Here is a 14,699-nt window from a genome sequence, read left to right as displayed (position 1 = left end):
GTGGGCGTGCGTAAAAGTTATGTGGTGTGCGTCAGTATGTTTTGTAGGAAATTTCCCTGATGTTGGTCTGCGGTATAAACAAAAAACAACGGTGGTTTAAACAAGCTGGCGGGCTTTATGGGGTGCCCAAAAAAACATGCGCTTGGTTTGCATGTTTGGTCGAGTGCAAAAGTGTTAAAAAATATTTGTTTGTCGCACAGGAATTTTATCAGCTAGGCTGTTGTCGATTTCCGGATTCAGAAGTGCCTGATGGTTATTTGGATTCGTTGGTGATCAAGGAGTGTGTGTTGTTGAAAGGGAGTTACTTGCGATGGCTGGTAAAAATTCTTACATAGTAAGTCTTGCACTGGTGCTCAGCTTTCTATCGATGTCCGTGTATTCCGATCAGGATTGTCGGCGCATCGTTTCCAATTTGGAACGTTTGGCCTGTTTCGATAGATCGGCCGGAACGCCTGCTCATCTTGTGCCTGTGCAATGGTCCGCGCCGGAGCAAGACTCGCCCACGTTGCGTCGTGTGTTGACCAACGAGGTGGGGCGGCCCCCAGAGGACCTGACGTTTCGCCTCAAGGCTGAAGATGATGGGCTGATGATCTCGGCGCCGGCGATTGCTTCGGTCGCTCCGCATACCTACCTGGTCATCAGCTGCGTGCAAAACATTTCCAGGTTGCAACTGGTTACAGCACAACCCATCGAGGCCAGTCGGGTGAACGTGCAGTTGCAGGGCGAGCGGGGTTCAACTGTCCCTACCCTCTGGCAAGTGACGGAAAACGGCCAGGTGCTTGACGCTGGCAGAGGCTTGCCGGCCATCGAGCAGATCAAAAAGCTGATAAAGGCCTATCGCATTCAGGTCCAGAGCGATAGCCCGGCCGTTGACGGGCTGCTTTTCGATGCCCATGGGCTGGACCCACTCATCGATGAGGCGCGCAAAGCATGTCGCTGGTAGCAGAGGTCACCGCACAGGACATTGCCCGGCTGCTTGCCCCCATCGACGCACAGAACCCTGCCGGCCTGTTCGACGTGGAGGACGAAACCTACCAGGCCATTGACCAGGAGATGGTCAAGCTGGGTGGGCTGCAGGAGCCTTCCATCGATTGGGCATTCATCGAAGAAGCGTCCCGCCAGTACTTGGGCCAAGCGTGCAAGCACTATCGCATCGTCGCGCACCTGAGTGTCGCTTGGCTACGTAGCCGATGCTGGGAGCGCTGGGGTTTTACCCTGGCCTTGTTGGCCGGCATGGTCGAAGCCTATTGGGAAAGTGCACATCCTAAACCGGGCCCTAAAGGGTTTCTCGGTAAGCGTAAGCTGGTTGCCCTGACACTGATCCGCTTGGCCGAGGCATTACCGCGCCTGGATCGCTTCACCTTCAGCCCCGCGCACGCGGCGGCGGCTCAGGGCGCACTGCAAAGGCTGCAACAGCAGCGCGATGCAGCGCAGCTCGAAGAAGCGGCCCTGAGCGAGCTGGATCGGTTACTACGCAAGCACATGGAGCTTGCTAACGGGCTCACTGAGGCCCCCACGGAAAAGCCCCCTGCAAAAGGCAGCAAGTCTGCGTCGTTGGCCGAGGTCATCGCCACGCCAATGCCCCGTGTGTCGTTCGCCAACGAGCGTGAATCACGAAGAGCCATGCTCACCATGGCTGAGCTGATCAACCAGCATGACCCCTACGATCCTGCTGGCTACCAGTTGCGTCGTTTCGGCTTGTGGGCCCACATCCAGACGGCGCCTGAAACCAGGCACGGCCATCGCACTGAGCTGATGGCGGTGCCGCAGGAGATCGCCGGGGACTATGAAGATGCCATCGCCGGCACTGCAGTTGACGTGGCCATCCTCCAGCGGATCGAAAAGAGCGTGACGGCCAGTCCCTACTGGATACGTGGCAGTTTTCTCGCAGCGAGCGCTGCCACGCGCCTGGCGATGAGCGAGGTGGCTGAGGCTATCCGCGCAGCGAGTGCGCGGTTCGTGCAGCGCATACCTGCGCTGCAGCAGCTGTGCTTCAGCGACGGCAGAGTATTTGTCGACGACCAATGTCTGGCGTGGCTCCGGGGTACACAAGGGCAGTCCGATTCGGGCGCAGCTTCGCAGGAATTCGCAACGCTTCGAGAGGAACTGGCCTGCCAGCTGGAAACCAGCGGCGTTGAAGCGGTATTGCTCAGGCTGCAGGGAATGCAGGCGGACTTCCGTAGTTTGCGTGAGCGCTGCCATACCACCGTGATCGCGGCTGATCTGTTGGCTGCCCGGGGTGTGTCCTGGCTGGCCCAGGATTTATGCGCAGGCGTTGCTCGAACGATGCAGGAAACCTCCGCCAGCGCCTGGGAGCCTGAGGTGTTTCAACGCCTTCAGCAGTATGCATCCACCATCCCTCGCGGGCTGATTGCAACAAGAAATGGGAGTCACGATGAGTCGAGTGTGGAAGCATCTTAAACGTTGGGGCCTGCCCCTGCTGACGGGTGTCGGCCTGGCCATGCCGCTGCTGCTTGGGCTGGGCGCCGTCTTGCTACTGGCCGCGCTCTGGTGGCTCGGCCCGCAATGGACCTGGCGCGAGCAGCAGCCGCTGGCGAGCGTGGCGCATCGCGCGCTGGCTAGCCTGACACTTGTGTTGGTGCCGCTGCTCTGCTGGCTGGTGGTCTTGCACGGGCGTTCGCGCCGCCTGCAGGCGCAGCGCCAGCAGGCGGTGGCCGCTGAGCTGGACGATGTATTGCCCTTCGTTCAGGCACAAGAAAAGGCATTAGACCAAGGGCTGGCGCGTTATCTGGACAACGCCGGTGGCCGACGTGCGTTGTATCGGCTGCCCTGGTATCTGGTGGTGGGTGACGAGCAGGCCGGCAAGACCAGTTTTATCGACCGTACTGAACAAAGCTTTTCCCTGACCCGTATCGACAAAGCACAAGCTCGGGGCCGACAGGCGCAAGCACTGGCACACCCGATAGGCTGGTGGGTCAGTGACGACGCCGTGATCATCGACCCTCCGGGCGCCTTCATTCGTCAGGGGGCGTTGGCGGGCTTGTCCGAAGCATCGAAAACATCGAACCCACCCCCTGCAACCTCGGCCAGGTTGTGGGAACACCTGTTGGGCTGGCTGGTGCGTAACCGAAGCCAAAGAGCCCTCAACGGCCTCTTGCTGGTTGTCGACCTGCCTGCTTTGCTGCAGGGGGCACCTGAGCACCGTGTTGCGCTGGCGCATGTCTTGCGCGCGCGGTTGTATGAGGTAAGCAATCAGTTGGGATCGCGCCTGCCAGTGTATGTGGTGCTGAGCAAATTCGACCTGCTGGACGGTTTTGACCAGCTATACGCCGCGCTGCCTGCCGCCACACGGGAAAAAATGCTGGGCTTCACCTTCAAGTTGGAGGCTGCCGGCACGTTCGACGATTGGCTGGAGGAATATGGTGAACACTACCGTCGCTTGATCAACGATCTGTTCGAACAGGTGGTCGAACGGCTGGACGTCCTGAACGGTGCAGCACAGCGCTCGCGTCTGTTCACACTGCATGGGCAGCTGATCGGGTTGCGTCCGATACTGCTTGGCTTCTTGAAAGAAGCCCTCGCGAGTGACCGCTTCACCACCCCGGCTCTGGTACGCGGTGTTTACTGGTCCTCGGTCGTGCAGCAGGGCGACATGCTCAACGCGTTCGTGCGTGAGGCGGCGCAGCCCTACAACACCGAGTTTCCGCTGCGTGAGGGCAAGTCGCAGGGGCCGGCGCTGGTCTATTTCATTCAGCATGCCTTCCGGCGTGTCATCTACCAGGAAGCCGGGCTTGCCGGAGACAACATCAAAGTGGCACGCAGCAAACGGCGGTTGCTGTGGGTGGGTTCTGCAGTAGGCGGGCTTGCCTTCTGCGTCGCCATCGCCAGTTGGCAGCGCTACTTTGACATCAATGGCGCCAAGGCCGCCAACGTGCTTGCCAAGAGCAGTGAGTACAGCCATCACCAAGTGGACCAGCGTCTGGACCCCTCCGGGCGCAACCTGTTGGAGCCCCTGGACCAGATTCGCGATGCCGTGTCGGTGTTTGGCAACTACCGTGATGCGTGGCCGGGTATTTCCGATCTTGGTTTGTACCAGGGGCGCGCCATCGGCCCCCGCGTCGATGAGGCCTACCTGGCGTTGCTTTCCAAGCGTTTCTTGCCCGCCCTGGCAAGTGGCGTGATCGATGCAATGGACGCTGCACCACCTGGCAGTGAACAGCAAATGGCTGCTCTTCGTGTTTATCGAATGCTGGAGGACCGCCAGAACCGCCGGCCCGAATGGGTCGAGGACTGGTTCGCCCATCAGTGGCAACAGAAGTATCCCGGCCAGGGGCAACTGCAACGCGACCTGATGCGGCACCTCAACTATGCCTTGGCCTATGCCGATACCGATCTGCCGCAGTACAGCCAGCGCATTGCCGAGGTACAGCAGACGCTGCGCCAGATTCCCCTGCCAGAGCGAGTCTATGCGAGCCTGAAACAGCAGGCTGGGGAACAGCTGCATGTTGGCTTGGACCTGCGTCATCAGGTGGGGCCAGCGTTCGATGTGGTGTATCAGCTGTCGTCTCGCGCCGGGCAGGGGGAGGGGGTACTGATAGCACCCATGCTCACCGCCAAAGGCTTCAAAGAGTACTTCGAACCCCGTAGTCAGCGGTTTGCGGAAATGGCGATGATCGACCAGTGGGCGCTGGGTGAGCGCGGTCAGCTTGATTACTCGGATGCCGACCGGGAGGCGCTAGGCGAACGGCTGCGTAACTTGTACAGCGCCGATTTCATTGACAGCTGGCGGCGCGCCTTGAATGCCTTCGCGGTGGCTGACTTCCGTGATCTGGATCATGGGGTCGCGATCCTGCAGCAACTGACCGGGCCTGCGGCGCCTCTGCATCGGCTATTGGATGCTGTGAAGGACAATACGTCGCTTTCATCGGCCGTGGGCGCAGAGTCTCTTGCGCAAGCCGAAGCGTTGCGGCCTGCAAGTAGCAAACCTGAGCAGCAACAGGCATTGGCTATTCAACGGGCCTTTGCTGGGCTGGGTGCCATGCTGCAAGCAGCCGGTGAGAAACCCAGCTATTACGATGAGACCCTCGGTGCGATCGCGGCCGTGCACGACTATGCCAAGTCGGTGCAGGATAGCCCTGACAGAGGCAAGGCGGCGCTGCAGGCCGTGCATCAGCGATTCTCGATGACGGGGCAGGACCCGATAGGCACCCTGCAGCGGGTGGCTACTGGCTTGCCGGAACCCATCAACCATCAGATCCGGAAGGTCGCCGATCAAACGGCGCGAGTGCTGAATGTCGAAGCCCTGCGTGAGTTGGAGCGGCGCTGGGACGCTGAGGTCTATAGCTTCTTCCAGCAGCGCCTGGCCGGGCGCTACCCCTTCGTGGTGCGGGCGCCCGATGCCTCCTTGGACGACTTCGAGGCGTTCTTTGGCCCGAAGGGGCGGCTTCAGCGATTCCATGATCAATACCTGAAGGTCTTCCTGCAGGAAAACCTCGAAAGCCTGCAAGCGGGCCATCAGGGGCAATCACTGATCCGTAGCGATGTGATCGAACAGCTGGAACGGGCAGACCGTATCCGTGAGACCTTCTTCGATCAGCGCGGCAACCTGAGCGTGCAGTTCAGCATCGAGCCGTTGGGCCTGAGTGCCAATCAGCGTACAAGTTTGCTGGACCTGGACGGCCAACTGATTGCCTACACCCATGGCTCGAGCCAAATCACCGGCATCGTCTGGCCTAACACCCTGGGGCAGCAGGTGCGCAGCAACCTGACCTTGCTGAGGCAGAACGGTAACAGCAGCAGCCTTGAATACCGTGGCCCCTGGTCGATGTTCCGCTTGCTCAGCCGTGGCTCGCTCAATGGACGCACGGCGGCCAGCGTGGACCTGAGCTTCAGGGCCGGCGATGGCGTGATGCGCTACAGGCTCAACGCTGAAAAAGCATTCAACCCCATTACTCAGGAACCGTTCAAAGGTTTCCACTTGCCACGAGGGCTGTTGCAACAGTCGCCCAAACTGGGGCCTAGCACGCAGGCAGGTTTATAAAGGGGAAGATCATGCAAACGGAAGAGCGAGTAAAGGCGCTGAATTATTGTGCCCACGCCATCGAACAACTGGAGTCTGGCATTCATACCGTGCGTTAGGATATGCCCGGTATCCTGCACGCCCCTTACGCCGTCGTGAGGCTTTTGCGCGAAAGTGTGAAGTTCATCCTGCCCAACTGCGCTGAGCTAGTGGACATGGGTGAGGTCCGCCAGGCCCACCTGGACCTGGCACGGCTACCCTTTCCCGTGGTAGCGCTGGAGTCTCCCTGGGTGTTCGATGGTAATGAAGGCGAAGACAAGCCAGGGTGCCACCGTTCAACGAAGCGAATTGCTTTATGCGTCACTATGGGACCTGAACTGGCCGGCTTGCTACCCGACACTGAGCGGTTCCTGGAAGAGGCACAAGGTGGGATGGTGGTGTACCCGCTGTATTGGAATGGCGCTACGAGCCGCTGGACCCTGCCTATAGGTGGTGTGTTCGTTCCCCATAGAACGAGGTGGCCGACTATGTGCGTGAGGAAGCGATAGTGGTGGACCGCTTGGCCAGCGACGGGTTGCTGGAGGTGGATCCTAGCTGTTCCAGGCAACGAAAATTCAATGTCGCCCCCACAGTCCTCATGCCCCGCCGGCATTCGTTAATCCGAGTGTGACAGGGGAGATGATGCAGAAGGACTATTCACTCATTTCTTCTCGCGAGAACCCTGCGATAATCGGGGGCAATTGCAAGGGCCTGATCATGCTGACCATCTCCAACAACGTACAGATACCGGATGCCGAAATCGAACTGACTTACATCCGCGCGCAGGGCGCGGGTGGGCAGAATGTCAACAAGGTATCCAGCGCCGTGCACCTGCGCTTTGACATCCCGGCCTCTTCGTTACCCGACTTCTACAAAGAACGGTTGCTGGCGCTGCGTGACAGCCGCATCACCGGCGAGGGGGTGTTGATCATCAAAGGGCAGCAGTACCGCACGCAGGAGCAGAACCGTGCTGACGCACTGGCGCGCCTTGCCGAGTTGATCATCAATGCCGGCAAGACCGAGAAGAAACGCCGTCCCACCAAGCCGACCCTTGGTTCGAAGACCCGTCGCCTGGAAGGCAAAGCCAGGCGGAGCAATGTCAAGGCGGGGCGGGGCAAAGTGGATTTTTAGTGCTGGGGTCTCCAGCGCCATCTGCGCCAAAAGCTAGGGGTCGATGGCCAGGCGGCAGAAGCTGTCCGCGACCCACTCAAGTATCGTGCGCCGCGCGGGCGGCGCTCGATATCCAGCCCGCAGTGGTGACTAGCGAGCATTGGCAAACGGACAGGTACGCTACTGCAGTGTCACCGGCCTCATCTCCAGGGGCATCCCTGCCAGCGTCGCCTCCATCCCCGCGATTTTACGCGTAAGCCGTTGCGCCTCCTCATCTTTGCCCTGTGCTTTCAGAAGATCCCGCTCTTTGCGTAATTCGAGCAGGCATTTTTGCAGACCCAGGCCAGAAGTATTGAACTGGTCCATGTTTCCCTCATGCTGAAGGCTTCCGTGCCGTTGTAGGAAAAATGGACCCTAGCAGTTCGATATCGCAGCGGAAACTGAGGTTTCATACAGCACATACTCAGCAGCAAGATGCGGCCTACAGCCGAGGGGAAAACTTCCTACAAATTAACGAGGGGCTGTTTCTATTCGTGTAGATCAGGCGTGCGGCGGATGCCCGTAATTGCTGAGCCGGCGATGACCAAGCCGTTCAAGTAGGCACGATGGTGTTGGCAGGCTGGCCAGTCTGCGCTGAAACTTAAAGTTGCAATTGTGCGGGGGCGGGCAGGTCGAACTCGCTCTTGTGAACGCCTACGAACCCACTGCCACCTTGGCGATCACGGTCGACCGGGCGCGTATCTGCGTCGCGGTGACCGCGAGCGCATCTGATACGCTTTTTTTCATCCGACCTGACTCTGTATCCATATCAGCTCTGCGCCGACAATGCCTTCATTCCCGCTATCACGTTGAAGAGGTTCTGATGGGCAAGCTCGCGCTGTTTCTGGGTGGTTTTCTGCTGCTGACCCTTTTGGTAGGCCTGCTGGGCACCATCCCCCCCGGCTGACACCGTTCCCTGCGGCCCGGCTATTTTCTCGCGCGGGCCCGCGTCGTGCCGCCACGGCAGTGGTCCTTGGTATACCGTTAGACTGGCGGTAGCTGCAAGTCATTCTCAAGTGAAAAGGCCTCGTGTACTCTCCCGCTCGCGTCATATTGAGTCGCGGCAGTGGGCCGGCCTTTTACCTTGGAGTCGATAGATAGATGGAATGCAAGAAGGACCCTTCAGCGCTGCTGGAGTGGCGTAGCCGTTTCCTGGCCGCAGGTATTCTCGAAGAAAACGAATACGACCAGGCGTTGCGCAGTGCCGATGCGCTGGAACAATCTGGCGTGATCAGTGCGGTTGAGTGGATCGAACTGGTCAAGGCGGCGAATGCAGCACTACTGCGCGTGCGATAAGTCCTTCTTTACGCGGGGAAATCTGTCCACAAAAAACGTGGGTAGGTCTGTGGATAAAATGCTGTAAGCCAAGCCGTTTGCGGCTTCTGTTGAATTGAGCAGATTTTGAACAGATGTCAGCGTGCCTGCCGGCTGCCCCCATTGCCTGCCTCGCGCAGTGCCAGCAGCAGCTCACGGACCCGCGCTGGCAACTCGCCGGCAGGATACACGGCGTGCATTTGCGGGTCTTGGCCGGTACTGGATGTCAGCCGGTAATCAGCGCAAACACGTACCAAACGGCCGGCGCTGACTTGTGCTTCGCCCACCCAGTCGGCCAGGCGGGCAATGCCGGCACCGGCCAGCGTACTGTGATAGACCGCATCTCCTGAGCTCAGTCGCAGCCTTGGATGGGGGCGCAGGCTGGTAATTCGGCCGTCGCGGGAAAAGTGCCAGGCCTTGAGAATGCGCGGGGCGGTATGCAGGATCAGCGAATGGTCAGCCAGATCCTCTGGCCGCTTGGGCATGCCATGGCGCGCCAGGTAGTCCGGGCTGGCATACAGATGGCGCTGGTAGCGCCACAGCGGATAACCGATCAGCTCGCTTGATTGTGGAAACGCGCCGCGCACCACGAAATCAAGCTTGCCCAGCAATGGGTCGAGCGCCTCGTCACGGTAGTGCACGTCCAGCGTTACCTGTGGGTGGCGCTGGGAAAACGCCGCCAGCACACCGGGCAGCACGTGTTCGCCAAGCAGTTGCGGCACGCCGAAGCGGATCCAGCCTTGGGCGCTGCCACTGAGTGCGGCCAATTCATCCGCGGCATCACGTTGCACATCAAGCAAGCGCTCGGCATGGGGGAGTAGTCGCTCGCCGGCATCGGTCAGGGTCACCGCGTTGGCGTTGCGGTTGAGCAACTTGCACCCGGTGTTGTCTTCCAGGGCCTGCACCGCCCGTGTAACGGCGCTGGGCGAGCGGCCCAGGGCGCGCGCAGCGGCGACGAAGCTGCGTTTGTGCGCGACGCTGACGAACGCCTGGATTTCGCGCAGCATGTCCAATGCCATGGGTGTCTCCTGGTTGCAGTTTTCGCAATATGGCATTTCAACACAGGCGCGCCGTTTTGATTAGCCTTGCAGTCTGCTTTCACTGCCTGGAACCCGCGCCATCATGGATATCGCCGTACTCTCGCTGTTCGCTTTTGCCGCCGGCCTCATCGATGCTGCGGTCGGAGGTGGTGGGCTCATTCAGATTCCGGCACTGTTCAATGTACTGCCCACGGCGCAACCTGCCGCCTTGCTGGGCAGCAACAAACTGGCATCGGTATGCGGCACGGCGTTCGCAGCGCGCTCGTTCATTCGCAAGGTCACCCTGGACTGGGGGTTGATCGTGCCGGCGGCGCTCAGTGCGTTCATCATGTCGTTTGCAGGGGCCGCCACGGTGTCGCTGGTGCCGCCCAGCGTGATGCGCCCAGCCGTGCTGGTGCTGATCGTGCTGATGGCGATCTACACCTTTTGCAAGAAAGATTTCGGCACCTTGCACGCGCCGGCAAAGATCGGCCGCAAGGAGCAATGCCTGGCGGTACTGATCGGCGGCGCCATCGGTTTCTACGACGGCCTGTTCGGGCCGGGTACCGGCAGCTTCCTGATCTTCCTGTTCATTCGCTTTTTCGCGTTGGACTTCCTGCACGCTTCGGCATCGGCCAAGGTGGTCAACATCGCCACCAACCTCGCGGCGCTGGTGTTCTTCGTGCCCTCGGGCAATGTGCTGTATGCCATTGCTTTGCCCATGGCCGCATGCAACGTGCTTGGAGCGCTGACCGGGACCTGGCTGGCCGTGCGCAAGGGCGCAGGCTTTGTGCGCGGGCTGTTCCTGGTCTTGCTGTGCGTGCTGATCGCCAAGCTGTCCTGGGACTTGCTGATAGGCTGAGTCAAATCACCTGGCGCTGCGCCTTCGCCACTTCGACACGATTGCGGCCGTAGGCCTTGGCGCGGTACAGCGCCTGGTCCGCACGGGCCAGCAGGTCGTCCAGGTTCGGCGCCGGCTCGTGCCCGGCGCAGCCGTCCAGGCCGATACTGACGGTGATCTGCAGGCGCCCGTCGCCCTGTGCCAGGTGCAGGTCCTGGACTGCTCTGCGCAGGCGTTCGGCGGTGAAGCTGGCGCGCTCCGGTGCCAGGCCTGGCAGCAGTACCACAAACTCCTCACCGCCCATGCGCGCCAGCAGCTCGCCACCGTGCAACTGGTCTTGCAGGGTCCGGGCGAACAGGCGAAGCACTTGATCTCCCACGCCGTGGCCGTGGCGGTCGTTGATCGACTTGAAATGGTCGATATCGAGCATCATCAAGGTCAGCGGTAGCGCCTGTGCATGTTTTTGCCGGCTGTCGAGCAGGGCGTTGGCGCGGCGGCTGAAGGCGCTGCGGGTCAGCGCGCCGGTCAGGTGATCGATGGTGGCCTGATGCGCCAGGCGCGCGAGCAGGCTGCGATTGGTCTGGCTGACACAGGCGACCACCAGTGGCCCGAGTATCAGCATGGCGATGCCCAGGCGAGCCGACATCAGTGTGGTGACCCCAAGCTCGCTTTGCGGCACGCTGAAGTGCATCAGGTTCTGCGCCACCGCGACGATCAGCGTGCTCCCGGCAATCAGGGTCAGCAGCGAAACCAGAAACGGTGAGTAGGTCCATGCACACCACAGCAGTGCCGCGATCGGGAAGGCAATCGCTCCCGGCCCGCCGAAGGCGATGCTGAAGGCCAGCGAGGCCAGCAGCACCAATAAAGGTGCCATGGCTACCGCCTGGGCGCTGCTGCGCACCAGTGCCCGTGTGGAGGGTGCCGTCAGTAGTACCGGCAGGAGCAGCACCGCCGTCGAGAATTGTTCGCTGAACCAGGCCAGCCAGGTTGCGCGCACCGATTGCTCGAACCAGGGTGTAGCCATGGCACAGGCCAGGCTCGCCGCCACCGTCGCACCGGCCGCGCAGGCGCCGAATACACTGAGCACCCCACGCGGGCTGCGCATGCGCCGGTGCAGGCGTGGCAAGCGTGACAGCAGTAGCCACACGGTCACTATGACGCTCAGGTTGCACAGGTTGAGCCACAGCGCTGGCGGCCAGGCGCTGCCGCAGGCCAGGTCGGCGGCGACCATGCCCAGCCAGACCAAGGTGAACCCCAGCAGGGTGGCCTGGCGCGGGTAGCGCAAGAGCACGCCGGTCAGTACCGCATTGACGGGCCAGAACAACGACAAGGACTCGATCGGCCGCGCCAGAATACCGCCCAGGGTCAGGGCGAAGGTCAGGCCGAACAGAGCGACATAGGGCAACACGCGCGATTTGGCTGAATAAACCATAGGCTCGACCGACAAGCGGAGACGAAATCCAGGACAACGGCCTAGGGCACCTGGAGCAATAACGTGTCAGTGTGTTTCCAGGGGCCGCTTCATGTCAATCTGCCGCGATCACGCAGGATAACGGCCAATAACCTCTCGCTTCATAGACCGTAGAACCACGGCACCATCACCACCGCTACCAGCATCACCAGCACAGTGAAGGGCACACCAACCTTGACGAAGTCGGCGAAGCGGTACTGGCCCGGGCCGAGCACCAGGGTATTCACCGGCGAGGAAACCGGGGTCATGAACGCCGCCGATGCGGCCAGGGCCACGATCATGGCGAACGGATACGGCGACAGGCCCAGCTGGGCCGCGGTGCTGATCGCCACGGGTGCCATCAGTACTGCGGTCGCCGTATTGGAAATGAACAGGCCGATCACCGCTGTGACCATGAACAGGCAGACGAGCATGGCGATTGGCCCGGCGTCACCCAACAGGCTGACCAGCCCGCCCACTGCCAGGTCGATGCCCCCAGTCTGCTGCAGCGCCTGGGCGAAGGGCAGCATGCCGACGATCAATATCAGGCTTGGCCAGTGAACGGCGCGGTAGGCGCTGTTCATATCGATGCAACGCCCGGCCCCCATCAATAGGCAGCCGATCAACGCGGCGATCACATTGGGTACCACGCCGCTGACCATCAGCCCGACCATCACCGCCAGGCTGATCAGGGCATAGGGTGCCCGGGTACGGGCCGGTGCCACTTGGTCGATTTCGACAGGCAAGCTCAGTACCAGGAAGTCCTTTGGCTGGCTTTGCAACTGGCGCACCGCCTTCCACGGGCCGACAACCAGCAGCGTGTCGCCCAGGCGCAGGGGCTCTTCTACCAGGCGCTCGTCGATCGCCTTCTGCTCACGGCGCAAGCCCACCACGTTAAGGCCGTAGCGGGTACGAAAGGCGAGGCTCAGGATACTTTTACCCACCAGTTGCGAGCCGGGCGGCAGGGACACTTCGGCCATGCCCAGCTCCTGGGACTGGTCGATGAAATACGCGGCCTTGAAGTGCAACGGTTCCAGCTGCATGGTATGGCACAGGTTGCGCAGGTCGTCGCGATTGGCGAACAGGTCGAGCAGCAGCACATCACCCTGCTGCAGGACGGTGCTCGAATCGGCTGCGATCACCCTGGTGGTGAATTTGTGCTGGCGTTCGATGCCGATCACGTTGGCGCCATGCCGGGTGCGCAGCTCCAACTCCCCGAGGGTATGGCCGATCAGCGGGGAGCGCGGGCGAATACGCAGGCGCCGCTCCCGGCCGTTGAGCTTGTAGTCCAGTACCAGGTCGAGCAGGGTGCGGCGGCTTTCCACTCGGCCGTCCTTGCGTATTTCGCCATTGAGCCAGTGGCGTGTCAGCAGCATGTAGCCGATCCCCAGCACCAGCACCACCAGGCCGAAGGGCGTGAAGCTGAAGAAGCTGAAACCTTGCTCGCCGTGGCGCACCAGCTCGCTGTGCACCACCACGTTGGGCGGTGTGGCCACCAGGCTGAGCATGCCGCTGATCAGGCCTGCAAAGCTCAGCGGCATCATCAGGCGGCTGGGCGAAATCTGCAGGCGTGCGGCGATGCTCAACACCACCGGGATAAAGATCGCGACCACGCCAGTCGAACTCATTACCGAGCCCAGCCCGGCCACCGATACCATCAGCAACACCAGCAGGCGTGCCTCGCTATTGCCGGCCCGGTCGCTCATCCATTCGCCGATGCGGTAAGCGATGCCGGTCCGCACCAGCCCTTCGCCGATCACGAACAAGGCTGCGATCAATACCACGTTGGGGTCGCTGAAGCCAGCCAAGGCCTGCTGCACGGTGAGGATGCCCGACAGGGGCAGGGCGAGAATCACCATCAGCGCGACGACGTCCATGCGTGGTCGGTTGATGACGAAGAGCACGATGACGACAGCCAACAGGCCGAGGACCCAGAGCAGTTCCTGGTTCATGGGGCGGGGGTGTTCCTTCACTCAAGGGGGCACGAAAGACAGTAGCATTCAGTGTGGCAGCTTGTGGTGAAGAGCGTGTTGATGAGGGTCAGCGTGGAGGGGGCTGCCTTGTTCAGGCGCTGGAGCTTGCGGGAACGATGAGGCCCGGAAAGCAGGAGCCGGCAAGCCGGCCCCGCAAAGGCTGTGCTGAATCAGTGACGGTGCCGGCGATGCTTCTTGCCGTTGTTGTCACCCAGGTGGTTGCCAATGGCGCCACCTGCCGCGCCGCCCAGGCCGGCGCCGATGGTCGAGCCGGCCGAGCCGCCGACCTTGCCGCCCAACAGCGAACCGCCCGCCGAGCCCAGGCCGCCGCCGATGGCGGCTTCGGTGCGATTGCCTTTGCGCGCAGCCACCGCGCTGCCCGCGGCGCCGCCAAGGCCTGCGCCGACTGCTGCACCCGTGCTGCCACCGAGCTGTTGGCCGACGACATTACCCAGGACGCCACCCAGGCCACCGCCAATGGCGGCAGTACCGTCACCGGCGAAAGCGCCTTGGCACAGCATCAGGCCAAGGGCAAGGGAAGGCAAAGTCAGACGCATGATAGGGAGCCTCGGAAATTCATCAGGTTAAGAATGGGGTGCAAAGTAGTGTCAGCGGTAGTTGCGGTCACGGTAGCGGCGATCATCATCGTCTCGGTCATGCCGCTGATGGTGACGGTGATCACGGTCGCCATCGCGCCATCCACCCTCGTCATCGTGGTAGTGATGATGGTGGCAGCCGGCAACCAATAGAAAAGTGGCGATCAGAGAAAAACTTGCAAGGCGGGTCATCACGATATAGGTCCTTGATCCGCTTAGGTTTACGGGGCACATGCTGAGACTGTGATCGATCCGTTTGGTTTCCTGAGCGGACAATTTTTTGCTGCGGTGACGATCAATGGCGTGCTTGCCGGCAGCTGTTCTGTCCCGCTCGGTCA

Annotated in this window: 13 protein-coding genes; 7 read left to right on the top strand and 6 right to left on the bottom strand. The window is 61.2% G+C overall.

Features of this window, described 5'->3' with window-relative positions; all coding sequences use genetic code 11:
* The first annotated feature begins 310 nt into the window (after positions 1-310).
* From vasI to arfB, 4 genes are all read left to right on the top strand, one after another.
* Positions 311-943, top strand: coding sequence for a type VI secretion system-associated protein VasI (vasI, locus tag ACIPZH_RS11325; RefSeq protein ID WP_400636214.1), 633 nt, complete (start codon positions 311-313; stop codon positions 941-943).
* Entirely contained in the window at positions 931-2,421 is a 1,491-nt protein-coding gene (gene tssA, locus ACIPZH_RS11320; RefSeq protein ID WP_400636213.1) for a type VI secretion system protein TssA, read from the top strand. Before vasI ends, tssA begins: the two co-directional genes overlap by 13 nt.
* Positions 2,396-6,001: a type VI secretion system membrane subunit TssM gene (tssM, locus tag ACIPZH_RS11315; RefSeq protein WP_400636212.1), complete on the top strand. Its 3,606-nt coding sequence runs from the start codon at positions 2,396-2,398 to the stop codon at positions 5,999-6,001. The genes tssA and tssM overlap by 26 nt, the downstream gene beginning before the upstream one ends.
* Before the next feature lie 735 nt (positions 6,002-6,736).
* Positions 6,737-7,150, top strand: coding sequence for an alternative ribosome rescue aminoacyl-tRNA hydrolase ArfB (gene arfB / locus ACIPZH_RS11310; protein ID WP_267817069.1), 414 nt, complete (start codon positions 6,737-6,739; stop codon positions 7,148-7,150).
* A 159-nt stretch (positions 7,151-7,309) separates the two neighbouring features.
* On the opposite strand, the gene ACIPZH_RS11305 is transcribed toward arfB, so the two are convergent.
* Positions 7,310-7,495, bottom strand: coding sequence for a hypothetical protein (locus ACIPZH_RS11305; RefSeq protein WP_400636211.1), 186 nt, complete (start codon positions 7,493-7,495; stop codon positions 7,310-7,312).
* A 319-nt stretch (positions 7,496-7,814) separates the two neighbouring features.
* Here ACIPZH_RS11305 and ACIPZH_RS11300 point away from each other — a divergent pair, with 319 nt between their 5' ends.
* Positions 7,815-8,075, top strand: a complete 261-nt coding sequence (locus tag ACIPZH_RS11300; protein WP_267817067.1) for a hypothetical protein — start codon at positions 7,815-7,817, stop codon at positions 8,073-8,075.
* Between the two features lie 194 nt (positions 8,076-8,269).
* The gene (locus ACIPZH_RS11295) at positions 8,270-8,464 is read left to right on the top strand and encodes a hypothetical protein (protein WP_196996614.1); all 195 of its coding nucleotides are present in this window, start codon (positions 8,270-8,272) and stop codon (positions 8,462-8,464) included.
* A gap of 116 nt (positions 8,465-8,580) precedes the next feature.
* On the opposite strand, the gene ACIPZH_RS11290 is transcribed toward ACIPZH_RS11295, so the two are convergent.
* Entirely contained in the window at positions 8,581-9,501 is a 921-nt protein-coding gene (locus tag ACIPZH_RS11290; protein WP_349974911.1) for a LysR substrate-binding domain-containing protein, read from the bottom strand.
* 100 nt (positions 9,502-9,601) lie between these two features.
* Here ACIPZH_RS11290 and ACIPZH_RS11285 point away from each other — a divergent pair, with 100 nt between their 5' ends.
* On the top strand, positions 9,602-10,363 hold the full coding sequence (locus ACIPZH_RS11285) for a TSUP family transporter (RefSeq protein WP_241805454.1): 762 nt from the start codon (positions 9,602-9,604) through the stop codon (positions 10,361-10,363).
* A gap of 1 nt (position 10,364) precedes the next feature.
* Here ACIPZH_RS11285 and ACIPZH_RS11280 read toward each other — a convergent pair whose 3' ends face one another.
* The 4 genes from ACIPZH_RS11280 to ACIPZH_RS11265 form a co-directional block, all read right to left on the bottom strand.
* The gene (locus ACIPZH_RS11280; RefSeq protein WP_400636210.1) at positions 10,365-11,789 is read right to left on the bottom strand and encodes a diguanylate cyclase; all 1,425 of its coding nucleotides are present in this window, start codon (positions 11,787-11,789) and stop codon (positions 10,365-10,367) included.
* A 125-nt stretch (positions 11,790-11,914) separates the two neighbouring features.
* Complete coding sequence (locus ACIPZH_RS11275) at positions 11,915-13,744, bottom strand: SLC13 family permease (RefSeq protein ID WP_400636209.1); 1,830 nt, start codon at positions 13,742-13,744, stop codon at positions 11,915-11,917.
* A 191-nt stretch (positions 13,745-13,935) separates the two neighbouring features.
* On the bottom strand, positions 13,936-14,322 hold the full coding sequence (locus tag ACIPZH_RS11270; protein WP_267817057.1) for a glycine zipper domain-containing protein: 387 nt from the start codon (positions 14,320-14,322) through the stop codon (positions 13,936-13,938).
* A 51-nt stretch (positions 14,323-14,373) separates the two neighbouring features.
* On the bottom strand, positions 14,374-14,553 hold the full coding sequence (locus tag ACIPZH_RS11265) for a hypothetical protein (RefSeq protein ID WP_241805453.1): 180 nt from the start codon (positions 14,551-14,553) through the stop codon (positions 14,374-14,376).
* Positions 14,554-14,699 lie beyond the last annotated feature (146 nt).

This window comes from Pseudomonas sp. NPDC089758, from assembly GCF_044748705.1.
Lineage (GTDB): Bacteria > Pseudomonadota > Gammaproteobacteria > Pseudomonadales > Pseudomonadaceae > Aquipseudomonas > Aquipseudomonas putida_X.
The sequence above is the reverse complement of the archived record's forward strand: the minus strand, read 5'-3'. Positions and strand labels throughout refer to the sequence as shown.